Below are 24,263 nucleotides of genomic sequence, written 5' to 3' on the forward strand. Positions count from 1 at the left end.
CCCGCCGGTGTTCCGGCGGGGCCCTTCTCCTTTCTCTCCGCTCTTCAGCTGTCGGCAGGGGTGGTCACCGTCTCCTTCCACAGCCGGCGGGCGGCGAGCAGGGCCGCCGCGAGCAGCAGGCCGTTGCGGAGCACCATGACGGTGAGGCCGGAGGGGGTGCCGGCGAGGACCTCCAGGTACAGGACGGGGTACGCGAGCGAGCTCAGCGCCGCCGCCGGGAGCAGCAGCAGGGCCGCCGGGCGCATCACGGTGCTGCGGGAGGTCAGGCAGACGGCGGCGAGCCCGAGCAGCCAGACCATGTACTGGGGGCTGATGACCCGGCTGGTGACGGTGAAGAGCAGCACGGCGGCGAAGGCCGCGTCGAGCGGTGTCGCAGGGGTCCAGCGCCGGGCCCGGACGCGCCAGAGCAGCAGCCAGCCGAGGGCGATGACGGTGAGCAGCAGGGCGAGGTGCCCGAGGGTGGAGACGTACGGGCCGAGGTACTCGAAGGAGCCGTAGCGGAACTCGACCCGGCCCGGCCAGATGTCGGCGGCCCGGGCCAGCGCGAGGGCCGTGCCGCCCAGGGACTCGACCTGGATGCCGCGGTTGCCCTGCTGGCGCAGGAAGCCGAGGGAGTTGTCGAAGAGCAGCGCGAGGGTGGCGAGGAGGGCGAGCGCGGCGACGACGGCGGCGGTCCAGGCCTCGCGGGTGGTACGGCCCCGGGGGGTGCCGATCAGGGTGAGTACCGGCCAGACCTTGACCATGGCGCCGATCCCGGCGAGCGCCCCGCCGAGCTGGTGGGCGGCCGTCGAGCGGGCGTTGACGGCGAGCAGGGCGAGGACGGCGAGGGCGGTGGTGTGGACGTCGTACCGCGCGAGGGGGAGGTGCAGGAGGAGCGGGAGGCCGCAGACCCAGAACCAGGCGCCGTGGGTGACGCGTTCGCTGTCCGCGCGGGCGAGGGCGAGGGTGACGACCGCGTCCGCGAGGAGGGCGAGGGCGACGAAGGCCTGGAAGTAGGTGAGGGAGGGGACGATCCCCGGGGCCATGATCACGAGGCCCGCGCCGGGCGGGTACTGCCAGGTGACGTCGCCGGGCGGGAAGGTCCCGGAGGCGAACTGCCCGTACCAGTAACGGTAGAGGTCCACCTCGCGGCCGACCCCGCCGATGCCGAGGTCGTCGCGGAGGAGCAGCAGGAGCATCCCGGCGCGGGTGAGGAGCCAGACGACGGCGAGGGCGAGGGCGGGGCCGCGGCCGACCGTGACGAAGGTGGCGGAGGTGAAGGTGTCCGAGTCGAAGGGGGACTTGGTCAGGGAGGGGGGAGGGGGTGCGGTGGCGGGGGACGCGGGGGGTGGGGGAGCGGTGGCGGGAGCGGCGGGGGATGCGGGAGCGGCGGGGGTGCGGGGCTCGGTGGGTGACGGAGCGTCGTTCCGGGCCCGGCGACGCGGCGGCTGCGGGTGATCGTTCGTCATCCCCCGGCACTCTAGTCCGTTATGCCCTATTTCTTAGGAGTTGCCGCCCTCGTGCCTGTGAACTCCTCGTACGCCGCCACCACCTCCTTCGCCGGACCGTCCATCCGCAGCGTCCCCGCCTCCAGCCACAGCGCCCGCTCGCAGGTCTCCGTGATGGTGGAGTTGGAGTGGCTGACCAGGAAGACCGTCCCCGCCTCCGCCCGCAGCTCGTCGATCCGCCGCTGGCTGCGCCGCCGGAAGTGTGCGTCGCCGGTCGACAGGGCCTCGTCGATGAGCAGGACGTCGTGGCTCCTGGCGGCGGCGATGGAGAAGCGCAGCCGGGCCCCCATCCCGGAGGAGTACGTCCGCATGGGGCGGGAGATGGCGTCGTCCTTCTCGTTGATGCCGGAGAACTCGACGATGTCGTCGTAGCGCTCCCGCACCTCCGTGCGGCTCATGCCCATCGCGAGGCCGCCCAGGACCACGTTCCGTTCGCCGGTCAGATCGCTCATCAGGGCCGCGTTGACGCCGAGGAGCGAGGGTTGGCCCTGGGTGTAGACCTGACCCCGCTCGACGGGCTGGAGGCCCGCGATGGCCTTCAGGAGCGTCGATTTCCCCGAACCGTTCGAACCGATCAGGCCGATCGCCTCGCCCCGGTACGCGGCGAAGCTGACGCCCTTCACGGCGTGGACCAGGCGGCCGCCGGCCGGAGTCGTACGGCCGCGGCGCAGCATCCGGCCGAGGGCGGCGGTGGCGCTGCCCCGGCCGCCGGGGTGCCCGCCGTGGACCGTGTAGGTGATGTGGACGCCGTCGACCACGACGGTCGGGGTGCGGGGGTCCGCGTGGGTGGTGTCCTGTGTGTCAGCCACGGCCGTACGTCTCCTCCGCCTTCCAGAACCAGATGAAGCCGCCCGTGAAGGCCAGCAGGGCCCAGCCGACGGCCAGTGCCCAGACGTGCGGCGGCAGCTGGGCCGCCGTGTAGCTCTCGATCAGCGCGAAGCGCATGAGGTCGATGTAGACCGCCGCCGGGTTGCACTGGAGGGCCAGCACCACGGCGTCCGGGAAGCGGCCGGCGCCCGCCAGGTTCTGGATCGAGAACATGACGCCCGAGGCGTACATCCAGGTGCGCAGCACGAACGGCATCAGCTGGCTGATGTCCGGGGTGCGCGCCGCGAGCCGCGCGAGGACGAGCGCCGCGCCGGTGTTGAACAGGGCCTGGCAGAGGAGGGCCGGAACGGCGAGCAGCCAGCTCCAGGTGGGGAACTCGCCGCAGCAGACGAGGATCGCGCCGAGCGCGGTGAGCGAGAGCAGTAGCTGCTGGAGCTGCTGGAGCGCGAGGGAGATCGGGAGGCTCGCGCGCGGGAAGTGCAGGGCCCGGACGAGGCCCAGGTTGCCGCTGATCGCGCGGGTGCCGGCCAGGACCGTGTCGGAGGTGAAGGTCCACACGAAGATGCCGGTGAGCAGGAACGGGACGTAGTCGGGGACGCCGTGCTTGGCGTTCATGAGGACGCCGAAGATCGCGTAGTACACGGCCGCGTTGAGGAGCGGGGTCATCACCTGCCAGACCTGGCCGAGCCGGGCCTGGCTGTACTGGGCGGTGAGGCGGGCGGTCGCGAAGGCGGTGATGAAGTCGCGGCGGGACCAGAGCTGCCGGACGTAGGCGGGGAGCGAGGGGCGGGCCCCGCTGACGGTCAGGCCGTGGCGCAGGGCGAGCGCGCGCAGGTCCTCGGGCGGGGGCGGGGGCTGGTGCCGGTCGTCTCGTACGGGTGGGGCGAGGGTCGTGGTCACGCGGGCCGCTTTCGACGAAGGGTGCGGGTGTCGTCGGCGATGGAACGGGTCCGTATCGTCGCTACGTGGAGGTTAGGACGCTCACACGTCGGAACGCAACCGTATCGTCGTCACGTCACCGTTGGTTAGGATGCCGTTCATGACCGAACCGACCCCCCGCCGCGCCCCCGCCGGAGCCGCCGTACTCCGCGAGGACGTGACCGAGGCCATCCGCGCCGCCGTCTTCGAGGAGCTCGCGGCCGTCGGCTTCGCCCGGATGTCCATCGAGGGCATCGCGCGCCGCGCGGGCGTCGGCAAGACCGCCGTCTACCGGCGGTGGAAGTCCAAGCTCTCCCTCGTCCTCGACCTGGTCGGCGCCTTCGCCGTCCAGGGCCTGCCGGTGCCCGCCACGGGCTCGCTGGACGGGGACGTGCGCGCGCTCCTGGAGATGGCCTCGTACGCCCTGCGCCACCCGGTCGCCTCGCGGGTCATCCCCGACCTGCTCGTCGAGGCCGCACGGCAGCCGGAGATCGCCGACGCGATCCGGGAGGCGCTGCTCGACGGCCAGCAGGGCGTCATGACCCGGATCGTCCGCGAGGCCGTCGCCCGCGGCGAGCTCCCCGAGGGCACCGACCCGGCCAAGGCCCTCGACCTCGTCGTCGGACCGCTGTACTGGCGCCTCGTCGTCGTCCGTACGGCGCTGCCCGCGGAGTACGTGGACGAGCTCGCGCGCGCGGCGGTGGCGGCGCTCAAGGCCTGAGGCCGCCCGGGAGCACTACTCCACCGCGCCCGCCGCCACTACTTCACCGCGCCCGCCATCACCCCGGACGCGAACTGCCGCTGGAACGCGAAGAACACCGCCAGCGGCACCACCATCGACAGGAACGCCCCCGGCGCCAGCACGTCCACGTTGTTGCCGAACTGCCGGACCTGCTGCTGGAGCGCCACCGTGATCGGCGGCGACTGCGAGTCCGCGAAGATCAGCGCGATCAGCATGTCGTTCCACACCCACAGGAACTGGAAGATCCCCAGCGAGGCGATCGCCGGACCGCCGAGCGGCAGCACCACCCGCGTGAAGAGCCGCACCTCGCCCGCCCCGTCGAGCCGCGCCGCCTCCAGGAGCTCGCGCGGGATCTCCGCGAAGAAGTTCCGCAGCAGGAAGATCGCGAACGGCAGGCCGAAGGCGGTGTGGAAGAGGACGACCCCGACCGTCGTCTCGAAGAGCCCGACCGCGCCGAACAGCTTCGACACCGGGACCAGCGCGACCTGCACCGGGACCACGAGCAGGGCCACCACCCCCAGGAACCACCAGTCCCGGCCCGGGAAGTCCAGCCACGCGAAGGCGTACCCGGCGAAGGAGCCGAGGACGAGGACGAGGAGCGTGGCCGGGACGGTGATCAGGACGGTGGAGAGGAGCGAGCCGGTGATCGTGCCGTTCGCGAGGAGGTGCGTGTAGTTCTCGGTGGTCAGCCGGGCCGGCGCCGTGAACACCTCCCACCAGCCGCTCGCCGCGATGTCGGAGGGTGAGCGGAGGGAGGAGAACAGCAGCCCGACCGTCGGCAGCAGCCAGAGCAGGCCGGCCAGCACGAGGAAGACGCGGACGCCGCCGCCCGCCGCGCGGGCCGCGATCCGGGAGGCGAGGGAGGCGCGAGGGGCGCGGGACGGCGGCGGGCCGGGAGCGGCCGGCGGGGTGGACACGGCCGTCGGGGCGGGCGAGGTCATCGGCGGGTCTCCCTTCGAATGCGGCGGATGTTGACCGCCATCACCGGCAGCACCAGCAGGAGCAGCACGACGGCGATGGCCGAGCCGACCCCGAGGTCCGCGTCCGTGCCGAAGGACGAGCGGTACAGCTGGAGCGCGAGCACGTTCGCGTCGTCCTGCGCCGAGCCCGGCGCGATGACGAAGACCAGGTCGAAGACCTTCAGCACGTTGATCATCAGAGTGACGAGGACGACTGCGAGGATCGGGGCCAGGAGCGGGACCGTGATCCTGCGGAACACCTGCCACTCGTTCGCCCCGTCCACCCGCGCCGCCTCCAGGAGTTCGCGGGGCACGGCCGCGAGCCCGGCGCCGATCAGCACCATCGCGAACCCGGCCCACATCCACACGTACGCCCCGATCACGGCCGGGGTGACGAGCGAGGGGCCCAGCCACTCCACGCCGTTGTACTGCTCCCGGAAATTGCTCGCGGGGAGGCGGAGTACGGCTCCGTCGGCGCGGTCGGCGGGCAGGGTGAAGGTGCCGTCGGCCGCCGCCGTGGCCGTGGCGACCACCGTGCCGTCCCGTACCGCCTCGATCCGCAGCCCGGCGAGGCCCAGTTCGGCGGGGTCGACGACGTTCGGCTTTCCGCCGCCGCCCCGGGTGAAGTCCAGCCAGGCCGTTCCGGTGATCGTCCCCTCGGGCGGGGGAGCGGGCTCGTGCGCCGGGCGGGCCTCCTTCGGCATCCGGCCGGGAGCCACCCCGACGAGCGGGAGGAGGACGGGCTCCCCGGCGTGCACCGCCTCCTTGGTGACGTACGCACCCCTGTCGCCGTCGCCGCCACCGGCCGCCGTGAGCGGGTGCACGGGGAGCGGCCGGGCACGGGGGAAGCCCGAGGACTCGGCGAAGGTGTCGTGGACCCCGACCCAGACGGCGTTGGCGACCCCCCGGTCCGGGTCCTGCTCGTAGACGAGCCGGAAGATGATCCCGGCCGCCAGCATCGAGATCGCCATCGGCATGAAGACGACCAGCTTGAACGCCGTGCCCCAGCGGACGCGTTCGGTGAGGACGGCGAACACCAGGCCGAGCGCGGTGGCGACCGCGGGGGCGAGAACCAGCCAGATCAGGTTGTTCCGCACGGCGGTGCGGAGCGAGTCGTCGGTGACGAGCGCGAGGTAGTTGTCCAGGCCCACGAAGGAGGAGCCGGAGCGGTCGAAGAACGAGCGCTGGACGGAGTACCCGATCGGGTAGACGACCAGCGCCCCGAGGAGGAGCAGGGCGGGGAGCAGGAACCCCGCCGCGACCGTCCTGCTCCTCCCGTTCCCGTTCCTGTTCCTGTTCTTGGTGCTGGTGCTGGTGCTGCTGGTGCTGTGCCTGCTCTTGGGGTCGGTGCGGGGGGTCCTCGGCATGCCCGTACCTCAGCTCTTCGCGGCGGCCCGGTACGCCTTCGCCGCGTCCGCCTCCAGGCGCGCCTGGGCCCCGGCGATGTCCTTCGGGTTCTTCAGGAAGTCCTGGAGCGCCTTCCACTCGCCCTTGCCCGGGGTCCCGCCGAAGGACTGCGGCATCTGGTCCGACATGTCGAAGCGGAAGTCGTCACCGGCGCCGACGAGGGCCTTGGCGATCTCGCGCTGGACGTCGTTCGGATACGCGGACGGGTCCAGGTTCTTGTTGGGGGAGAGGAAGCCGCCCTCGGCCGCCCAGATCCGCGCCGCGTCCGGGGAGGCCAGGAAGGCGAGCAGCGCCTGCGCGCCCTTCGTGTCCTTCAGCGCCACGGCCGCGTCGCCGGCCGTCACGACGGGCGCGATGCCGCCGCCGACCGCCGGGAACGGGAAGGCCTTCGCGTCCGTACCGATCTTCGCCTCCGTCTGGGCGATGTTGACGGCCGCGAAGTCGCCCTCGAAGACCATCGCCCCCTTGGGCTGGTCGCCGCCCGTGAACGTCTGGGTGACCGAGACCGGGTACTCGGTCTGGAGCGCGCCGCTCGTCCCGCCCGCCAGCAGCGCCGGCTTCCCGAACAGCTCGGCGAGCGTGGTGAGGGCCGCGGTGACCGAGGGGTCGGTCCACTTGATCTCGTGCTTCGCCAGCTGGTCGTACTTCGCCGGGCCCGCCTGGGAGAGGTAGACGTTCTCGAACCAGTCGGTGAGGGTCCAGCCGTCCGCGCCGCCGACCGAGACCGGGGTGACGCCGGAGGCCGAGACGGTCTCGGCGGTGGTGAGGAACTCCTTCCAGGTCTTCGGCTCGGTCGCGCCCGCGTTCTCGAAGACCGCGGTGTTGTACCAGACCAGGGACTTGTTGGCGGCCTTGAAGTAGACCCCGTACTGGGTGCCGTCGACCGCGCCGAGGTTCTGCCAGCCGGGCGAGTAGTTCGCGGCGAGCTGGGCCTTGGCCTCGGGGCCGACCGGCTTCAGCCACTTCTGGGCGGCGGCCTGCTGGATCGCGCCGACCTGCGGCAGCATCGCCACGTCGGGCGGGGAGCCGCCGGCGATCTTCGTTCCGAGGAAGTTCACGATCGGGTCCTGGGCCGGCACGAACGTGACGGTCGCGCCGGTGCGCTTCTCGAACTCCTTGAGGACCTTGGTGAAGTTCTCCTGCTCGGGGCCCGTCCAGACGGCGGCGACCTCGATCTTCTCGCCCTTGAGGGAGGTGCCGGGGGTGGACGTGGCGTCCCCCGGATCCTCGCGCGCCCCGCCGCCGTCGCCGCCACCGCAGGCCGCGAGGGCCAGTGCGGTGAGCGCCGTGAGCGCCGTGATGGTCACTGTGGTCTTGCGTGGACGAAGAGTTGTACGCATCGCTGCCCCGTCTCTCCCGTGCGCGTCGCTGTCCCGTGCCGACAGGTCTACGCCGGGTGACGGAGCCCCCGCAATACCGCCTTCCGTGTCAAGTGGGTGATCGTGACTCCCTCGTGACGTGCCGTCAGGTGCGGGTGGCGGGCGCGAGCGGCGGTATGGGCGTCGCCTCGACCGAACGGGCGGCCCGGTCGAGGGCGCTCGCGAGGAGGGCCAGATCCGTCGGGCCGTTGCCGAGCTCGCGGACCGGGCGGCGGGTGGGCGGGTCGCCCATCCGCTCCCACTCCAGCGGGACGACGACCGGGCGGAGCGTCGCCGTCCGCGGGATGCGGCCGGTCACGCGGCCCGCCTGGAAGGGGGTCACGCGGCCGTCCGGATGGCCGAGCCTGCCCCGCCCGGCCGCCGGTACGTCCGGGCCGGGGGACACCGGGGGCGCGTCGAGCACGATCCGCAGCCGGGCCCCGTGGGCCAGCTCCGTGTCGGCGGTCCGGTCCGGGCGCGACGAGGTCGCGACCAGGTGCACCCCGAGCCGCTCGCCGTGCCGCGCGACGGCCTCCAGGGCCCGCACGACGGACCCGGCGGCCGGCCGGCCGGGGGCCCCGAGCGCGGGGGCGACCAGGGCGTCGAAGTCGTCGACGAGGACGACGAGCCGCGGCAGCGGCCCGGCGCCCGCCGCCCGGGCGGAGCCGGACTCGCCGACGGCGGGCCGAGGAATCCGCCCACCGGTCGGGTCGGCGGCCCCGGGCTGCTCGCTGGAGGGGTGCGGTACGCGGCCGCTCGGGTGGTCGGCGAGGTCGCCGTCGCCCGTGCGGAGGGTGCGGCTGCTCGGCCGGTCGTCCAGGGACCCGCCCTCGCGCCGGGGGAGCCGCCCGCTGGGCGTGTCGGCCAGGAAGCCGGTCCCACCGTCACGCGCCACGCGCCCGCTGGAGCGGCCCCCGAGGTCGTCCGCGCCGGGGTACGGCACGCGGCCGCTGGAGCGGTCCTGGAGGCTGCCGTCGCCCGTGCGGGGCACGCGCCCGCTGGAACGTCCGCCGAGGTCGTCGGCGCCGGGGTAGGGCACGCGCCCGCTGGAACGTCCGCCGAGGTCGTCCGCGCCGGGGTACGGGACCCGGCCGCTGGAGCCGTCGTGGAGGCTGCCGTCGCCCGTGCGGAGCGTGCGTCCACTGGAGCGGCCGCCGAGCTCGTCCGCGCCCGAGTACGTGATCCGGCCGCTCGGGCGGCCGCCGAGGTCGCCGTCGGGCGTACGGGCGCCGCGCGCGCTCGGGAGCGCGCCGATCGTGCCGTCGCCCGTGCGCAGGGTACGGCCGCTCGGACGGTCCGTCAGGTCGCCCGCTTCGGACACGCGGACGGTCGCGCGGGCGCCCTGCGGCACGGATTCCGCGGCGCTCGGGGAGCGCTGGCCGATCAGCCGGTCGGCGGCGGGCGCGGTGCGGCTCCCGCGCCGGTCGGCGAAGTGGCCGTCGCCCAGGAGCTCGGCCCGGCGCTTGAGCTCGGCGCCGAGCGCCTGCGCGAACTCCCGCATCCGTACCGGATCGGAGGCGACCAGGTGCTCGGTGACGTGCGGCAGCTCCGTACAGACCGCGAGGCCCTCGCCGCGCTCGCCGCCCGCCCCGTCCACGAGGAGCAGGCCCAGCCGGTCCGGGCGGCCGCCGGCCGCGAGGGACGCGGCGATCGAGCGGAGCAGCTCCGTGCGGCCGCTGCCCGCCGGTCCCTCGATCAGCAGGTGCGGGCCCTCCTGGGTGAGGTCCACCGACAGCGGGCCGCGCGGGCCCGCGCCGAGCACGGCCGTCCCGTCGCCGGCGGAGGCCCAGCGGGCCAGCAGGGAGGCGGGGGTCGCCCGGGCGAGGCCGAGCTCGTCGAGCAGGCGGGCCGACGGGGGCAGCGCGGCGGCCCGGCCGTGCGGCGCCGCCGCCGTCTCCGTACGCAGCGGGGCGAGGGCCCGGCCGAACCGGTCGGCCCAGGCGACGGAGACCGCGTCGACGATGCCGACGGTGCCGTGGCCCGCGACCCGTCCGCCGGAGGTGCGGACCAGCCGCAGCGCCGTCGCGACGTCGCCGCTCAGGAGCGCGGCGGCCCCGCACTCGCGGAAGGCGAGGGAGGCGGCGCAGGCCGCCTCGTAGGTGGCGGCCACCGGCGATTCCGGGGTGGCCGAGGGTGCCTCGGCGAGGCACAGCAGGTGGATGCCCGCCGCGGCCCCGGCGCCCGCGAGACGCGCGACGGTCTCGCGCAGCGCGGCGGAACCGGGGTCCCCGTCGACGATCACGACCGTCGCCGTGCCCGTGTGGCGCGCGGCGGCCTCGGCGACGGACGCGCGGTCGGCGCTGGGCCAGCCGGGACCGAGGGGACCGTCGTCGAGCCGCCGGGTCAGCTCGGTCGTCCGGGCGTGGGCCTGCTCGCGGTCGTACGCCAGGAGCAGGCGGCAGTCCTGGCCGTGGGCCGGGCGGACGTGCGGGAGCCAGCCGAGCCAGCCCCAGGCGCGGCGCCGCTCCTCAAGGGAGCGGTTCCGGTCGGCGCTGATCAGCACGATCTCCAGGTCGGAGGGGGAGTGCAGGGCGGCGAGCTGGGCCACGACGGAGCGGGCGAGTCCGGCGAGCCGGTCGGCGGGGCCGGCGAGACCGAGGGAACCGGCCTCGCGCAGCCCGACGGTGACCGGCACCCCGGAGAGTTCGGCGCGGTCGGTCGTGCCGAGCCGGACCACCAGGGACTCGGGATGGTCCTGGGCCCGCTCCCAGAGGCGGGGGCCCGGGCCGAGGGCGGCGAGCAGGACGGTGGCCGGGTCGGGCCAGGTGCCGGCCACGGGGCCGGGGCCGGTGGCCGCGTCCCGTCCGGCGGGGCCCGGACGGCCGCTGCTCAGGGCACCGGTGGAGGCGCCCGCGTGGGTGTCCGGGGCGGTACGGGGGTCGGCCTCCCGGGCGGGGAGCTCCTCGCGCCCGCCCGCGAGGCGCCGGGCCCAGGCGCCGAGCCCGCGCTTCCCGCCCGCGCGGCCGGGTGCCGGGGACGGTGCGGCGCCCTGGCGGCCGGACTCGCGGGTCCTGCTGTGGGCCTCGCCGCCGACGTGGTCGTGGGGGCCCTCGGGCTCCTCCGCGCGCGCGTGGCCGGGGGAGCCGGGGCGGTCGCCGTAGGGCTCGGCGGCGTACGGATCCGCGTACACGTCGTCGTGGCGGGTGCCCTGGGGGGCGTGGTGAGAGGCGTCGTACGGGATGCCCCGCGCGCCGCCGTGGGTGGTGTCGTCGGCGGGGAGTCCGGGAAGCCCCGGAGAACCGGGAGATCCCGGAGGTCCCTGTCGTCCGGCGCGTCCCGAGGGCGCGTCGGGACCGGCGGGCGCCGGCGTCCCGTCCGGCCCGGACGTCCCGCGCGCGACGCGCAGGTGGCCCTCGCCGTCGGGGGCAGTCGCCACCGTCTCCGTACCGTCGGATCCGTCGCCGGGGCCCGTCAGGCGGAGGGCGGACTCGCCGAGGCGCAGCAGGGAGCCGGGGCGGAGCCGGACCGGGCGGTCGCCGACCGGCACGCCGTCGAGCGTCGTCCCGTTCGTCGAGCCCAGGTCGGAGACGGTGACGCGGCCGTCGTCGCCGACGATCACCGTGCAGTGCGCGCGCGAGACGTCCGGGTCGTCGAGCGGCACGTCGGCGTCGACGGAGCGGCCGATTCTGATCGGTCCGCCGTGCAGCAGGTGCACCCCGCCCGCGTCCGGTCCCGCCACCACGTGCAGCCGGGCGGACGCGGCCTCGCCGAGCCGGTCGTCGGGGCCGGGGACCTGGAGCGAGAGAACGGCGCCGTCGACGAGCGGAGGCTCGCCGAGCACACAGCGCCTGCTGTCGAGCCGGTCCCCGCCCGCGTAGAGCACGGTCGTGCCCGAGGCGGAGGTGTCGGGGCCGGTGACGGCGGCGGCCAGACCGGAGGCCACGGCGGCGAGCGCCGTCCCCGCGGGGGCCGTGACGAGCACGTCGCAGGCGCGCCCGGCGCCGTGGCCGCCGTGGCTGCCATGGCCGGAATGCGGCGCGAGGACGGTCAGCCGGATCTGCATCGCCGTCAGCGGTCCCTTCTGCGCGAGATGCCCGGCAGGGGAACCGCCCTGTGACTCCCCCCACCCGGCACGGACGCGTCGTCCGGTACAGGTCGGCACGGCGCGGGGGGCTCCCGACCCCACTGATGCGACGTGCTGTAGGCATCCTCGCACCTGCCACCGACAACACGCCCGCGGGTCGGCCACAAGTGATCTTGAATGGTCGGCTGTGGTCCTAAAAATGCCTGGTTGGGCATGCCTTCGGACCATGCCTGGCAACCGTCACGGCCCGCGGAGCGTCTTCTTCCGGACAAGTTCGGTGCATATTCCGCCTGTGGACGACCGGCCTGTGACCCGTTCGGCGGCACTAAAGTGGGTCGGACGCCCGGACGGGTCACAACAGAGAACAGGGACCCCGGGGAGCACACGAGATCACCCCAGGACCACGATCAGCAGGGAGCGCGTGACGTGCGGCCTATCGGCAGCAAGTACCTGCTCGAGGAGCCGCTCGGACGCGGCGCCACGGGCACCGTCTGGCGAGCCCGCCAGCGGGAGACGGCGGGCGCCGAGGCGGCCGTGGCCGGGCAGCCCGGCGAGACCGTCGCGATCAAGGTCCTCAAGGAGGAGCTGGCCAACGACGCGGACATCGTGATGCGCTTCCTGCGCGAGCGGTCCGTGCTCCTCCGGCTCACCCACCCCAACATCGTGCGCACCCGCGACCTGGTCGTCGAGGGCGATGTCCTCGCCCTCGTCATGGACCTCGTCGAGGGCCCCGACCTGCACCGGTACATCCGGGAGAGCGGACCGCTCACCCCGGTCGCCGCCTCCCTCCTGACGGCCCAGATCGCCGACGCGCTCGCCGCCAGCCATGCCGACGGCGTCGTCCACCGCGACCTCAAGCCGGCCAACGTCCTGCTCGCCGAGCAGGGCGGCCAGATGCACCCGATGCTCACCGACTTCGGCATCGCGCGCCTCGCGGACTCCCCGGGCCTGACCCGGACGCACGAGTTCGTCGGCACGCCCGCGTACGTGGCGCCCGAGTCCGCCGAGGGGCGCCCGCAGACCTCCGCCGTCGACATCTACGGCGCGGGCATCCTGCTCTACGAGCTCGTCACCGGCCGGCCCCCCTTCGCGGGCGGCACCGCCCTCGAAGTCCTCCACCGGCACCTCAGCGAGGAGCCGCGCCGCCCCTCGACCGTGCCCGGCCCGCTGTGGACGGTCATAGAGCGCTGCCTCAGCAAGAACCCCGACCGCCGGCCGAGCGCCGAGAACCTCGCCCGCGGCCTGCGCGCCGTCGCCGCCGGCATCGGCGTCCACGCCACGCCCGCGCAGATCGAGGCCGCGGACGGCGTCGGGGCGCTCCTGGCCCCGGACCCGGCGCCCGCGCCCGTCCCGGAGACCCCGGGGGCCGCCGACGCCACCCAGGTGCTGCCCAGCGGCGCCGGCGCCCCGGCGCACTACGACCCCGCCGCCGCGACCAGCGTGATGCCGACCAGCGGCCCGGCGGGCGTCGCCGACCCGACGGCCGTCATGCCGCCCGTACCGTCCCAGCCGCCGCAGTCCGAGGACCCGCACCCCTGGCAGAGCCAGCTGCGCGCGGCCCGCGACCGCAACGAGCAGACGCAGGTGCAGTACCTCGACCCGAGCGAGGACCCGCTGCGCCGCCGCCCGCAGCGCCCGCAGCAGCAGGGCCAGCAGGGTCAGCAGGGGCAGCCCGGCCAGTACGGGCAGCAGGGCCAGCCGGGCCAGTACGGGCAGCAGGGTCAGCCGCAGCGGCCTGCGCCGCAGCGTCCCGCCCCGCCGCAGCAGTACCAGCAGCAGCACCAGCCGCAGCAGTACGCGCCCCCGCCGCCCCCGCAGCAGTACGCGCAACCGCAGCAGCCGCCCCAGCAGCAGTACACGCCGCCGCAGCCGCCGCCCCAGGCGCCCGCGCCCCGCGAGCCGCGCCCGCCGCGCCAGCGCGGCGCGAACCCGATGCGGATCCCCGGCCTCGGCTGCCTCAAGGGCTGCCTGTTCACGATCGTCCTGTTCGTCGTCGCCGGCTGGCTCGTCTGGGAGCTGACCCCGCTCCAGGACTGGGTCGCCCAGGGCAAGGGCTACTGGGAGGCCATCGGCGACGGCATCACGAAGATCACGGACTGGGTCTCCACGATCGGCGAGGCCACCGGCTCCGGGGGTACTACCGGCGGTACGGGGCAGTAATACTGCCGATTTATCGACTTCCGAAGGGTGATTTCGCTTCGGAAGTGACGACCGGCGGCTGCGGACGCGTAGCTTTGACGCGAACCGCAGCCGCTGAGGGAGCAGTCTTGGCACGGAACATCGGCAGCCGCTACACCGCCCACCAGATCCTCGGGCGGGGCAGCGCCGGAACGGTGTGGCTCGGCGAGGGACCCGAAGGGCCCGTCGCCGTCAAACTGCTGCGCGAGGACCTGGCATCCGACCAGGAGCTCGTCGGCCGCTTCGTCCAGGAGCGCACCGCGCTCCTCGGCCTCGACCACCCCCGGGTGGTCAAGGTCCGCGACCTCGTCGTCGACGGCAACGACCTCGCCCTCGTCATGGACCTCGTGCGCGGCACCGACCTGCGCACCCGCCTGGACCGGGAGAGACGGCTCGCCCCCGAGGCCGCCGTCGCGATCACCGCCGACGTCGCCGACGCCCTGGCCGCAGCGCACGCCGCCGGGGTCGTCCACCGCGACGTCAAGCCGGAGAACATCCTGCTCGACATGGAGGGCCCGCTCGGCCCGGGCGGCGCCCACCCCGCCCTCCTCACCGACTTCGGCGTCGCCAAGCTGATCGACACCCCCGGCCGCACCAAGGCGACCCGGATCATCGGCACCCCCGACTACCTCGCCCCCGAGATCGTCGAGGGCCTCCCGCCGCGCGCCGCCGTCGACATCTACGCCCTCGCCACCGTCCTTTACGAGCTGCTGGCCGGCTTCACGCCGTTCGGTGGCGGCCACCCCGGCGCGGTCCTGCGCCGGCACGTCACCGAGACCGTCGTCCCGCTCCCCGGCATCCCCGAGGAGCTGTGGCAGCTGATCGTGCAGTGCCTGGCGAAGGCCCCCGCCTCCCGGCTGCGCGCCTCCGAGCTCGCCGCCCGCCTCAAGGACGTCCTGCCGCTGCTCAAGGGCATTCCGCCGCTGGACGTGGACGAGCCGGACTCGGACCCGGCACCCGGGTCCGCGCAGGCGTCGGAGCCGTACGAGGACGACGCGTACGCCACCGGCACGGGCGCCGGTGAGCCCGGCCCGCGCCGGGCCGCCGTCCCGCTCGTCCCCGGCGCGTCCGCCGACTCCAACCGGGACACCCACACCTCCATGCGGGTCCCGGCCCCCGACGAGCTCTCCGGCGGCCCCCTCGGCACCGCCCGGGCCCCCCGCCCGGCCGGCGCCCGGCGTCCCGGCTCGGCCCGCCACAAGGCGGGCGTGGTCCGCAAGCGCCGGATCACCCTCGCCGTCGCGGCGGTCGTGGTCGCCGGCGCGCTCGGCGCCGGCGGCTACCTCGCGGCCTCCGGGGACGGGGACGCGCCGCCGCAGGACTCCAAGCAGTCCTCCCAGCCGTAGGGGACAGCCGTACGGGCGCGGGGGCAGCCTGAGGGGACCGCCCCAGGACGCCCCCGGGGGGCGGCCGCAGGGGACAGCCGTACGGCCGTCACGGCCAAAGGTTCGGCTCCTCGCCCGGAGCCGTTACGCTGGACGCGTGGCAGTCGTCGATGTATCCGAAGAGCTGAAGTCCCTCTCCTCGACCATGGGGTCGATCGAGGCCGTCCTGGACCTCGAGAAGCTGAGGGCCGACATCGCCGTGCTCGAAGAGCAGGCCGCGGCCCCGTCCCTGTGGGACGACCCGGACGCGGCGCAGAAGATCACGAGCAAGCTTTCGCACCTCCAGGCGGAGGTCCGGAAGGCCGAAACCCTGCGCGGGCGGATCGACGACCTCTCGGTGCTCTTCGAGCTCGCCGAGGAGATGGACGACCAGGACACCCTCGCCGAGGCCGAGACGGAGCTCACCTCCGTCCGCAAGGCCCTCGACGAGATGGAGGTCCGCACGCTCCTCTCCGGCGAGTACGACGAGCGCGAGGCCCTCGTCAACATCCGTGCCGAGGCCGGCGGCGTCGACGCCTCCGACTTCGCCGAGCGGCTCCAGCGCATGTACCTGCGCTGGGCGGAGCGCCACGGCTACGCGACGGAGATCTACGAGACCTCGTACGCGGAAGAGGCCGGCATCAAGTCGACCACCTTCGTGGTGAAGACGCCCTACGCCTACGGCACGCTCTCCGTCGAGCAGGGCACCCACCGCCTGGTCCGCATCTCGCCCTTCGACAACCAGGGCCGCCGTCAGACGTCCTTCGCGGGCGTCGAGGTCCTCCCGGTCGTCGAGTCCTCGGACCACGTCGAGATCGACGAGTCCGAGCTGCGCGTCGACGTGTACCGCGCCTCGGGCCCCGGCGGCCAGGGCGTCAACACGACCGACTCGGCCGTGCGCATCACGCACATCCCGACCGGCATCGTGGTCTCCTGCCAGAACGAGCGCTCCCAGATCCAGAACAAGGCGAGCGCCATGAACGTCCTCCAGGCCAAGCTCCTGGAGCGCCAGCGCCAGGAGGAGCGCGCCAAGATGGACGCGCTCAAGGACAGCGGCAGCTCCTGGGGCAACCAGATGCGCTCGTACGTCCTGCACCCGTACCAGATGGTCAAGGACCTCCGTACGGAGTTCGAGGTCGGCAACCCGCAGTCGGTCCTGGACGGCGAGATCGACGGCTTCCTGGAGGCCGGCATCCGCTGGCGCAAGCAGCAGGACAAGTAGCAGGACAAGTAGCCTTCCCGGCTGACCCGTTCAGCCGTACGAGTCCGGGCCCCGCACTTTCTCGGTGCGGGGCCCGGACTCGTTCCGTACCGTCGTGCGGATTCGCTGGCGCAAGCGGAAGCGAGGCCGTCGGGGCTCTTTGTCGACAAGGGAACTGCTGTCACAGGGCCCGGAGTTACGGGTTTACGTCACAGTTGCATCGTCTCATGGCGGGCACTTGTGGATCTTTCGGGCATCGCACGCGCAACGGCCTTGACGCTTCATCGGAAACTCGGAAGGGTGACGTACTGGCATGCGCATTTCTGGGGCGCGTGTGAACGGGGGCCGGCCCAGTCGTGACGCCGCCCCTGCTGCGCGGGGCCCCGAGCGCTGCCCCATGACGAGTTTGAGCTACTGGGGGTAGCAGCCAGATGACCAAGCAGATGCGAGTCCGATTCGCGCGCATCGCCGCCGGTGCGGTGATCGCCGCCGGAGCTTCGCTGACCGCGGCCGGTGCCGCGCAGGCCGTGGGCGCCTTCGGCGAGCCGGCCCCGACGGAGACGTGCCTCCCCGGTGACGCCGGTTGCGAGACGCCGCCGCCGACCACCGAGCCGCCGACCACGGAGCCGCCCACCACGGAGCCTCCGACCACCGAGCCGCCCACGACGGAGCCCCCCACCACGGAGCCCCCGACCACGGAGCCGCCCACGACGGAGCCTCCGACCACGGAGCCTCCGACCACCGAGCCGCCCACGACGGAGCCCCCCACCACGGAGCCCCCGACCACGGACCCCGGTCCGGGCGAGACCACGGAGCCCGGCCCCGGTGAGACCACCGAGCCCGGTGGCGAGACCACCAAGCCCGGCAACGGCAACGGCAATGGTGGCAACGGCAACGGCGGCAACGGGAACGGCGGGACCGACCCCGGTTCGACCGACAGCCCCGTCACCCCGGACGAAGGCGCCGACGGCGGCTCCACCGGCTCCGGTGCGGGCGACCCCGGCACCTGCACCGTCGACCTCGACGGCGCCGAGTGCGTGGACACCGGCAACAACAACACCGACACCAACAACGCCGGCTCGCAGCCCGTGCAGCAGGGTCAGGCGAAGGAGGAGCTCGCCGAGACCGGTGCGGCCGAGACCTCGTTCCTGATCATCGGCGCCGCGACCATGATCGCCGGCGGCATCGGCTTCCGCATGCTGCCGCGTCTCGTCGCCGGTGGCGGCAACGCCGCCGTCTGACGGACCCGCGTGAGCGCGTGAGAGCGCGCGCATGACGAAGGGCCGGGGAGATCACTCTCCCCGGCCCTTCGTCGCGCTCCGGCTCGTCTGGGTGTCTCTCCCCGTCCGGTACAAGGTCTTGGGCCGTTCAGGCCGCCTGGATCACCGCGAGCAGGGCGATCGCGGCCAGCAGGGCGATCGCCAGCGTCAGAAGCATCGCCGGGGTCAGCCCCTGCGGGGTCAGGCGCTCCCGGTTCGCGCGGCAGACGCGGCAGCGGCCCTCGGCGACCGGGCCCGCGCAGTTGGCGCACACCAGTCGGTCGTAGGTCATGCGCTCTCCTCCTCCCGCACAGGGATCCACACCAGGACAACGCCCGGAGGGGTCCGGACGTTCCCCCTACCACTGTGCCAGCTCCGGGGCGTTTCGGCGCGCCCCGCCGGATTGTCCGCCTTCCGCCCGAAAGGGCGAAAAGGATAAAGCACGCAAGCCAGGACCGCGACTGCGCGGGCCATCCCCGTTCGCGTAAGGTCACGCACACCTACTCCCGGCCGACCGTGGTGCATCCGTGATCCGATTCGACAACGTCTCCAAGTCCTATCCGAAGCAGAACCGCCCCGCGCTCCGGGATGTCTCCCTGGAGATCGAGAAGGGGGAGTTCGTCTTCCTCGTCGGTTCGTCCGGCTCCGGAAAGTCGACTTTCCTGCGGCTGCTCCTGCGTGAGGAGCGCGCCAGCCAAGGCCAGGTGCACGTCCTCGGCAAGGACCTGGCCCGGCTCTCCAACTGGAAGGTGCCGCACATGCGGCGCCAGCTCGGCACCGTCTTCCAGGACTTCCGCCTGCTCCCCAACAAGACCGTCGCCGAGAACGTGGCCTTCGCCCAGGAGGTCATCGGCAAGCCGCGCGGCGAGATCCGCAAGGCCGTCCCGCAGGTGCTCGACCTCGTCGGGCTCGGCGGCAAGGAGGACCGGCGCCCCGGCGAGCTCTCCGGTGGTGAGCAGCAGCGCGTCGCCATCGCCCGCGCCTTCGTCAACCGCCCGATGCTGCTGATCGCCGACGAGCCCACCGGCAACCTCGACCCGCAGACCTCCGTCGGCATCATGAAGCTGCTCGACCGCATCAACAGGACAGGGACCACCGTCGTCATGGCGACCCACGACCAGAACATCGTCGACCAGATGCGCAAGCGCGTCATCGAGCTCGAGAAGGGTCGCCTCGTCCGCGACCAGGCGCGCGGCGTCTACGGATACCAGCACTGAGCGGGTCGGCGAAGAACAGGTAGGGGAAAGCAGTCACCATGCGCGCTCAGTTCGTGCTCTCCGAGATCGGCGTCGGCCTCCGGCGCAACCTGACGATGACCTTCGCCGTCATCGTCTCCGTGGCCCTCTCGCTCGCCCTCTTCGGCGGCGCGCTGCTCATGCGCGAGCAGGTCAGCACGATGAAGGACTACTGGTACGACAAGGTCAACGTCTCCATCTTCCTCTGCAACAAGACGGACGCGACCACCGCGCCCAAGTGCGCCAAGGGCGCGGCCACGAAGCAGCAGAGGGAACAGATCGAGGCCGATCTGAAGAAGATGGACATCGTGGAGACCGTCCACCACGAGACCGCCGGCGAGGCGTTCAACCACTACAAGCAGCAGTACGGCGACACCGCCATCGCGTCCGTCATCACGCCGGACCAGATGCAGGAGTCGCTCCGGGTCAAGCTCAAGGACCCGGAGAAGTACAAGGTGGTCGCCACGGCCGTCGCCGGCCGGGACGGCGTCGAGTCGGTCCAGGACCAGCGGAACATCCTGCAGAACCTCTTCGACCTGATGAACGGCATGAACATCGCCGCCCTCGGTGTCATGGGCCTGATGCTGGTCATCGCGCTGATGCTGATCGTCAACACCGTCCGCGTCTCGGCCTTCAGCCGCCGCCGCGAGACGGGCATCATGCGGCTCGTCGGCGCGTCCAGCTTCTACATCCAGATGCCGTTCATCATGGAGGCCGCCTTCGCCGGACTCCTCGGCGGCACCGTCGCCTGTGTGCTCCTGCTCGTCGGCCGGTACTTCCTCATCGACCACGGCATCGCGCTCGCCGAGAAGATGCAGCTGGTCAACTTCATCGGCTGGGACGCCGTCCTGGCCAAGCTGCCGCTGGTCCTCGCCATCGGTCTGCTCATGCCGGCCATTGCCGCGTTCATCGCGCTGCGCAAGTACCTGAAGGTGTGAGAAGACACCACTGACGGCGAACGGCGTCGTACGGGCAAAGCCCGTGCGGCGCCATTCCCTTGTCCTAGAGTGGGCGCCATGCCGGCCGGCACCGATCACCGATTCTGTATCCGGCCCCGCGGAGTGCTCCGTGGGGCCGTTCTGACGTTGGTCTTCACCGGTGTCCTCGCCACCGCCGCCGCCACCGGGTCCCTGCCCCGGCAGGGCGGCGCGGGCGCGGAGTCGTCGGACGCCGCCCGTACGGACACGGTGGACCGCGCCGCGCTCAACCGGGCCGCCGCCGCGGCCATGGCCGACGGGAAGTCGGGCAAGCAGGCCGCAGAGGAGTTCGTCAGCCGCAGCGGCGACCGCTGGGGCGCGGTGTACGACAAGAAGGAGTACGCCGACTTCGAGCAGGCCCTCGACGGCGCCTACACGGGGGTCGGGCTCTCCGCGGGGCGGGCCGCCGACGGCGGCGGGGTGAAGGTGACCCGGGTCCAGGCCGGCGGCCCCGCTGAGCGGGCCGGGCTGCGGGCCGGCGACCGGCTCGTCTCCGTCGACGGACGCCCGGTCGGCGCGCTCTCCGTCTCCGAGGTCGTCTCCCTGCTGCGCGGCGACGGCGTCTCCGGATCGACCGTCGCCGTCCGGGTCGAGCGCGGCCGCGCCGCCTGGACGAAGACCCTGCGCCGGGCCCGGGTCGCGACGGACCCCGTCACCGTCCGCCGCCTCGACGACGGGGCCGTCCTGATCAAGGTGGCCGCCTTCACCAAGGGCGCGGGCTCGCGCGTGCGGGACGCGGTACGGGACGCCCCGGCCGGCGCCGGAGTCCTCCTGGACCTGCGGGGCAACGCGGGCGGCCTGGTCGCGGAGGCCGCCGTCGCCGCCTCCGCCTTCCTCGACGGCGGCCTCGTCGCCACGTACGACGTCGAGGGCGAGCAGCGGGCCGTGTACGCGGACGGGGGCGGTGACACCGGCCGGCCCCTGGTGGCGCTGATCGACGGCGGCACGATGAGCGCGGCCGAGCTCCTCACCGGCGCCCTCCAGGACCGGGGCCGGGCGGTCACGGTCGGCTCGCGGACCTTCGGCAAGGGATCGGTGCAGATGCCGAGCACGCTGCCGGACGGTTCCGTCGCCGAGCTGACCGTCGGCCACTACCGCACGCCCGCCGGGCACGCGGTCGACGGGCGGGGCATCACCCCCGACCTGACGGCAGCGGAGAGGGCCGAGGAACGAGCTCGTACGGTATTGAGTGGCCTCGGAGGGGGCTCGTAGTGCGAAAATGACCGCACTATGGCAAAGGGACTCGTGAACGTGCAGGGCAAGCCTGCGAAGAAGAACCAGGACAAGGCGCCGGAGCGCAAGATCATCGCGCAGAACAAGAAGGCGCGCCACGACTACCACATCGTCGACACGTACGAGTGCGGTGTGGTCCTCATGGGCACCGAGGTGAAGTCGCTGCGGATGGGCCGCGCCTCGCTGGTCGACGGCTTCGTGCAGATCGACAACCACGAGGCGTGGCTGCACAACATCCATGTGCCCGAGTACATGCAGGGCAGCTGGACCAACCACTCGGCGAAGCGGAAGCGCAAGCTGCTCCTGCACCGCGAGGAGATCGACAAGCTCGAGTCGAAGTCGCAGGAGACGGGTCACACGATCGTGCCCCTCGCGCTGTACTTCCTGAACGGCCGGGTCAAGGTCGAGATCGCGCTCGCCAAGGGCAAGAAGGAGTTCGACAAGCGTCAGACCCTGCGCGAGCAGCAGGACACCCGCGAGACCAACCGGGCCATCGCGGCGGCCAAGCGCAGGGAGCGGGCGGCCAAGATCGCCTAGCGGCGGGTCGGCGGGTAATACGCTGGCGACGGCGCCTGTCGGTCACGTACGATGGGCCTTGCACACCTCGCAACAGGTGCGCGCTTTGAAAAATAAACATGGGGATGATCGGTTTCGACAGCGGATACCGATGCAGAGGAAGCGTGTCGAGGAAGCGGCAATGATCTCGTAAACCATATGTCGCAACCAATAATCGCCAACTCCAAGAGCGATAACTCCCGCTTCGCCCTCGCTGCCTAATTTTAGGTAACGACAAGAAGCCTCTGTGAGGAGCGTCAGCCCGGGGATGGTCCCGACCCGGATCCTGGCGTCATTTAGGGATCTAAACCTCTCACCCCGGTCACGGGGGTGAGAGGGAAATCAAACAGTGACTGAGCCCGTCGGAGACTTGTCCGCGTGATCTCCGGGGCTGAGAAACTCGTAGCGGACTGCGCACGGAGAAGCTCTGTTTCCGTACCGTTGGACGCGGGTTCGATTCCCGCCATCTCCACCGAGCGTCCGAGTGGCATGGCCCCTCGGACACCTCATCCCATGTGGGCAGAGGCCCGGCAGTCTTCGGACTGTCGGGCCTTTGTCATGCCAAGCCCGCGGATCGGCGACCGTGCCCGTCCTGTCGGCCGGTCAGTAGTGGTAGCGGGCCTTGAGGATCTTCACTTCCTTGTCGTCCGCCCGGTAGACGAGCCGGTGCTCGTCGTCGATCCGGCGGGACCCGTAGCACGACAGGTCGCCCTTCAGTGGCTCGGGCTTGCCGATCCCGCTGAAGGGGTCGCGCTGGATCTCGCCGATCAGGCGGGTGATCCGGCGGGCCATCTTCCGGTCCGAAGCGAGCCAGAACAGAAAGTCCTCCCACGCGGCGGGGTCGAAGTGGATGCTCCTCACTCCTCGCCCCCGGCCAGCTCCCTCAGCTCGTCCATCGTCTTGGCGGCCGTGGGTGCGCTCGCGCGATCGCGGGCCACGGTCTCCATGAGGCGCTGGGCGTTGGCGGGGGAGCGGAGCAAGTAGACGGTCTCCTGCCAGGAGTCGTAGTCGTCGGCCGACATGAGGACGGCGTCGCCGCTCTTGGAGGTGATGCGCACCGGGGCGTGGTCGGTGTTGACGCGCTCGATCAGGGGGAACAGTGTCGCCCTGGCTTCGCTGGCGCTTATGGACATGGGCCCACTCCTCTCTGTCCTGTACGACTTTATGGTACGGGGTTCGTACCGGAAACTCGTACGAGTTCAGTGAGCCGAGGGCCTCGCGCACAGTGCCAGGGTCAGTGCCAGGGCTGCCGCCGCGATCGGGACGAGGAAGCCGAAGGCGGGGAAGGGGGCGTGGTCGGCGGACCAGCCGCCGGTGGCGGAGCCTGCCGCGATGCCGGCGAGGAGGGCGGTCACCGCGAGGGTCATGCCCTCGTTGAGCCGGGACGCGGGCGTCAGGCGCTGGACCAGGCCCATGCCCGTGACCATCGTCGGGGCCGTCGCCATGCCCGCCACGAGCAGGCCGCCCGCGAGGGCGAGGAGGGAGCCGGTCGTGGCGGCCAGCAGCGGCATCGCCATCAGGACGGTCATCGCGGCCAGGCAGGTGCGGAGGCGGGCGGTGCGGCGGGCGCGGCCGTAGAGGAGGCCCGCGGCGCAGGAGCCGGCGGCCTGGACGGCGAGGACCGGGCCGGCGACGGGGCCGTCCACGTACGCCAGGGTCACGACCTCCATGGAGCCGAAGATCGCCCCGGTGGCGAGGAAGACCGCGAGCAGCGGCACCATGCCGGGGGTGCGCAGCGGGGAGCCGGCGGCGGTGCGGGGCGCGATCGGGGGTTCGGTGGAGCGCTGGGCGGCGAAGAGCAGCACGCCGGAGAGGAAGAGGACCGCGGCCGCGAGGGTGCCCGCCTCCGGGAAGAGCGCCGAGCAGAGGAGCGCGGCGAGCACCGGGCCGAGCATGAAGCAGAGCTCGTCGGCGGCCTGCTCGAAGGCGTTGGCGGTGTGCAGGGCGTCCGGGTCGTCCCGGAGGAGGTGGGCCCAGCGGGCCCGGGACATGCCGCCCGTGTTCGGGGCGGTGGCGGTGGCGGCGGCGACGAGGAAGAGCGTCCAGGCGGGGGCCTTGCCGTGGACGCAGAGCAGCAGGATGAGGTGGCCCAGGACCGCGTACGCCGTGGCCGGGACGGCGACGCGCGCCTGGCCGTACCGGTCGACGAGCCGGGCGATCCAGGGGGCGGCCAGGGCGCCGGCGGTCAGGCCGGTGGCGGTGACCGAACCGGCCAGGGCGTAGGAGTCGTAGCGGCCCGCGATCATGATCACGGCGCTCACGCCGAACATGCCGCTGGGCAGCCGCGCGATGAGGTTCCCGGCGGTGAAGGCGCGGGTGCCGGGGAGGGCGAAGAGGCGGAGGTAGGGGTTGCGGGGGGTGGGGGAGTCGGGGGTGTGGGAGCGGAGGGTGCGGGGTGCTGTGGTGCGGGATGTCGTGGTGTCGGGGGTGGCGGGTCGGGGTTCGGTGTAGCGGGGGGCGAGGGCCGGGCCCGCCGGGGTGAGGGTGAGGTCCGGTTGCGGCATGGATCAAGGTTCGCGGGCGCGGTCCCCGCCGGTC

General features: G+C 73.0%; 20 protein-coding genes and 1 other RNA gene. 10 read left to right on the forward strand and 11 right to left on the reverse strand.

Translation table 11 applies throughout. The features are described from left to right. Window positions 1-44 precede the first annotated feature (44 nt). The 3 genes from ACFC0G_RS20755 to ACFC0G_RS20765 are packed head-to-tail and all read right to left on the reverse strand — an operon-like array spanning window position 45 to window position 3,215. Window positions 45-1,448, reverse strand: coding sequence for a glycosyltransferase 87 family protein (locus ACFC0G_RS20755; protein ID WP_376405277.1), 1,404 nt, complete (start codon window positions 1,446-1,448; stop codon window positions 45-47). 26 nt (window positions 1,449-1,474) lie between these two features. Beyond that, entirely contained in the window at window positions 1,475-2,296 is an 822-nt protein-coding gene (locus tag ACFC0G_RS20760) for an ABC transporter ATP-binding protein (protein WP_376405279.1), read from the reverse strand. Continuing rightward, window positions 2,289-3,215: an ABC transporter permease gene (locus ACFC0G_RS20765; protein WP_376405281.1), complete on the reverse strand. Its 927-nt coding sequence runs from the start codon at window positions 3,213-3,215 to the stop codon at window positions 2,289-2,291. Before ACFC0G_RS20765 ends, ACFC0G_RS20760 begins: the two co-directional genes overlap by 8 nt. A gap of 139 nt (window positions 3,216-3,354) precedes the next feature. Here ACFC0G_RS20765 and ACFC0G_RS20770 point away from each other — a divergent pair, with 139 nt between their 5' ends. Continuing rightward, window positions 3,355-3,954 carry a TetR/AcrR family transcriptional regulator gene (locus ACFC0G_RS20770; RefSeq protein ID WP_376405283.1) on the forward strand — a complete coding sequence of 200 codons (600 nt, stop codon included), beginning with the start codon at window positions 3,355-3,357 and terminating at the stop codon, window positions 3,952-3,954. A 38-nt stretch (window positions 3,955-3,992) separates the two neighbouring features. Here the strand turns inward: ACFC0G_RS20770 and ACFC0G_RS20775 are convergent, their stop codons facing one another. The 4 genes from ACFC0G_RS20775 to ACFC0G_RS20790 all read right to left on the reverse strand — a co-directional run bounded on the left by ACFC0G_RS20775 (window position 3,993) and on the right by ACFC0G_RS20790 (window position 11,702). Next, entirely contained in the window at window positions 3,993-4,916 is a 924-nt protein-coding gene (locus tag ACFC0G_RS20775) for a carbohydrate ABC transporter permease (protein WP_376405285.1), read from the reverse strand. Next, window positions 4,913-6,301 (reverse strand): carbohydrate ABC transporter permease, encoded by a 1,389-nt coding sequence (locus ACFC0G_RS20780; protein WP_376405287.1) that lies wholly within the window; start codon window positions 6,299-6,301, stop codon window positions 4,913-4,915. The genes ACFC0G_RS20775 and ACFC0G_RS20780 overlap by 4 nt, the downstream gene beginning before the upstream one ends. A gap of 9 nt (window positions 6,302-6,310) precedes the next feature. Continuing rightward, window positions 6,311-7,681 carry an ABC transporter substrate-binding protein gene (locus ACFC0G_RS20785; RefSeq protein ID WP_376405289.1) on the reverse strand — a complete coding sequence of 457 codons (1,371 nt, stop codon included), beginning with the start codon at window positions 7,679-7,681 and terminating at the stop codon, window positions 6,311-6,313. A 124-nt stretch (window positions 7,682-7,805) separates the two neighbouring features. After that, entirely contained in the window at window positions 7,806-11,702 is a 3,897-nt protein-coding gene (locus ACFC0G_RS20790) for an FHA domain-containing protein (RefSeq protein ID WP_376405291.1), read from the reverse strand. Window positions 11,703-12,149: 447 nt separating this feature from the next. Between ACFC0G_RS20790 and ACFC0G_RS20795 the strand changes: the two genes are divergently transcribed. The 4 genes from ACFC0G_RS20795 to ACFC0G_RS20810 all read left to right on the forward strand — a co-directional run bounded on the left by ACFC0G_RS20795 (window position 12,150) and on the right by ACFC0G_RS20810 (window position 17,707). Further along, the gene (locus ACFC0G_RS20795) at window positions 12,150-13,883 is read left to right on the forward strand and encodes a serine/threonine-protein kinase (protein ID WP_376405293.1); all 1,734 of its coding nucleotides are present in this window, start codon (window positions 12,150-12,152) and stop codon (window positions 13,881-13,883) included. 107 nt (window positions 13,884-13,990) lie between these two features. Beyond that, entirely contained in the window at window positions 13,991-15,247 is a 1,257-nt protein-coding gene (locus ACFC0G_RS20800; RefSeq protein ID WP_376405295.1) for a serine/threonine-protein kinase, read from the forward strand. Window positions 15,248-15,383: 136 nt separating this feature from the next. Beyond that, on the forward strand, window positions 15,384-16,487 hold the full coding sequence (gene prfB / locus ACFC0G_RS20805) for a peptide chain release factor 2 (protein WP_376405297.1): 1,104 nt from the start codon (window positions 15,384-15,386) through the stop codon (window positions 16,485-16,487). A 410-nt stretch (window positions 16,488-16,897) separates the two neighbouring features. Further along, window positions 16,898-17,707 carry an LPXTG cell wall anchor domain-containing protein gene (locus ACFC0G_RS20810; protein ID WP_376405299.1) on the forward strand — a complete coding sequence of 270 codons (810 nt, stop codon included), beginning with the start codon at window positions 16,898-16,900 and terminating at the stop codon, window positions 17,705-17,707. Window positions 17,708-17,834: 127 nt separating this feature from the next. Here ACFC0G_RS20810 and ACFC0G_RS20815 read toward each other — a convergent pair whose 3' ends face one another. Beyond that, window positions 17,835-18,017 (reverse strand): hypothetical protein, encoded by a 183-nt coding sequence (locus ACFC0G_RS20815; RefSeq protein ID WP_376405301.1) that lies wholly within the window; start codon window positions 18,015-18,017, stop codon window positions 17,835-17,837. Between the two features lie 235 nt (window positions 18,018-18,252). Here ACFC0G_RS20815 and ftsE point away from each other — a divergent pair, with 235 nt between their 5' ends. From ftsE to ssrA, 5 genes are all read left to right on the forward strand, one after another. Further along, entirely contained in the window at window positions 18,253-18,942 is a 690-nt protein-coding gene (gene ftsE / locus ACFC0G_RS20820) for a cell division ATP-binding protein FtsE (protein WP_024761477.1), read from the forward strand. 38 nt (window positions 18,943-18,980) lie between these two features. Further along, on the forward strand, window positions 18,981-19,898 hold the full coding sequence (gene ftsX / locus ACFC0G_RS20825; protein ID WP_376405304.1) for a permease-like cell division protein FtsX: 918 nt from the start codon (window positions 18,981-18,983) through the stop codon (window positions 19,896-19,898). Between the two features lie 78 nt (window positions 19,899-19,976). Continuing rightward, window positions 19,977-21,149 (forward strand): S41 family peptidase, encoded by a 1,173-nt coding sequence (locus tag ACFC0G_RS20830; protein ID WP_376405306.1) that lies wholly within the window; start codon window positions 19,977-19,979, stop codon window positions 21,147-21,149. 18 nt (window positions 21,150-21,167) lie between these two features. Then, window positions 21,168-21,707: an SsrA-binding protein SmpB gene (gene smpB, locus ACFC0G_RS20835; RefSeq protein ID WP_260605744.1), complete on the forward strand. Its 540-nt coding sequence runs from the start codon at window positions 21,168-21,170 to the stop codon at window positions 21,705-21,707. Between the two features lie 100 nt (window positions 21,708-21,807). After that, window positions 21,808-22,200, forward strand: a transfer-messenger RNA (tmRNA) gene (gene ssrA, locus ACFC0G_RS20840). Window positions 22,201-22,328: 128 nt separating this feature from the next. Here ssrA and ACFC0G_RS20845 read toward each other — a convergent pair. The 3 genes from ACFC0G_RS20845 to ACFC0G_RS20855 form a co-directional block, all read right to left on the reverse strand. After that, window positions 22,329-22,586, reverse strand: coding sequence for a Txe/YoeB family addiction module toxin (locus ACFC0G_RS20845; protein WP_376405308.1), 258 nt, complete (start codon window positions 22,584-22,586; stop codon window positions 22,329-22,331). Continuing rightward, window positions 22,583-22,858, reverse strand: a complete 276-nt coding sequence (locus ACFC0G_RS20850; RefSeq protein ID WP_376405310.1) for a type II toxin-antitoxin system Phd/YefM family antitoxin — start codon at window positions 22,856-22,858, stop codon at window positions 22,583-22,585. The genes ACFC0G_RS20845 and ACFC0G_RS20850 overlap by 4 nt, the downstream gene beginning before the upstream one ends. 66 nt (window positions 22,859-22,924) lie before the next feature. Continuing rightward, window positions 22,925-24,229 carry an MFS transporter gene (locus ACFC0G_RS20855; protein WP_376405312.1) on the reverse strand — a complete coding sequence of 435 codons (1,305 nt, stop codon included), beginning with the start codon at window positions 24,227-24,229 and terminating at the stop codon, window positions 22,925-22,927. Window positions 24,230-24,263 lie beyond the last annotated feature (34 nt).

The organism is Streptomyces sp. NPDC056169 (assembly GCF_042268445.1).
GTDB lineage: Bacteria > Actinomycetota > Actinomycetes > Streptomycetales > Streptomycetaceae > Streptomyces.

What these genes read in the sequence shown, in the direction of transcription:
- ACFC0G_RS20755 (WP_376405277.1), bottom strand. Translation starts at nt 1,448, where the DNA reads ATGACGAACGATCACCCGCAGCCGCCGCGTCGCCGGGCCCGGAACGAC.
- ACFC0G_RS20770 (WP_376405283.1), top strand. Translation starts at nt 3,355, where the DNA reads ATGACCGAACCGACCCCCCGCCGCGCCCCCGCCGGAGCCGCCGTACTC.
- ACFC0G_RS20775 (WP_376405285.1), bottom strand. Translation starts at nt 4,916, where the DNA reads ATGACCTCGCCCGCCCCGACGGCCGTGTCCACCCCGCCGGCCGCTCCC.
- ACFC0G_RS20780 (WP_376405287.1), bottom strand. Translation starts at nt 6,301, where the DNA reads ATGCCGAGGACCCCCCGCACCGACCCCAAGAGCAGGCACAGCACCAGC.
- ACFC0G_RS20785 (WP_376405289.1), bottom strand. Translation starts at nt 7,681, where the DNA reads ATGCGTACAACTCTTCGTCCACGCAAGACCACAGTGACCATCACGGCG.
- ACFC0G_RS20790 (WP_376405291.1), bottom strand. Translation starts at nt 11,702, where the DNA reads ATGCAGATCCGGCTGACCGTCCTCGCGCCGCATTCCGGCCATGGCAGC.
- ACFC0G_RS20810 (WP_376405299.1), top strand. Translation starts at nt 16,898, where the DNA reads ATGACCAAGCAGATGCGAGTCCGATTCGCGCGCATCGCCGCCGGTGCG.
- ACFC0G_RS20815 (WP_376405301.1), bottom strand. Translation starts at nt 18,017, where the DNA reads ATGACCTACGACCGACTGGTGTGCGCCAACTGCGCGGGCCCGGTCGCC.
- ftsX (WP_376405304.1), top strand. Translation starts at nt 18,981, where the DNA reads ATGCGCGCTCAGTTCGTGCTCTCCGAGATCGGCGTCGGCCTCCGGCGC.
- ACFC0G_RS20830 (WP_376405306.1), top strand. Translation starts at nt 19,977, where the DNA reads ATGCCGGCCGGCACCGATCACCGATTCTGTATCCGGCCCCGCGGAGTG.
- smpB (WP_260605744.1), top strand. Translation starts at nt 21,168, where the DNA reads ATGGCAAAGGGACTCGTGAACGTGCAGGGCAAGCCTGCGAAGAAGAAC.
- ACFC0G_RS20850 (WP_376405310.1), bottom strand. Translation starts at nt 22,858, where the DNA reads ATGTCCATAAGCGCCAGCGAAGCCAGGGCGACACTGTTCCCCCTGATC.
- ACFC0G_RS20855 (WP_376405312.1), bottom strand. Translation starts at nt 24,229, where the DNA reads ATGCCGCAACCGGACCTCACCCTCACCCCGGCGGGCCCGGCCCTCGCC.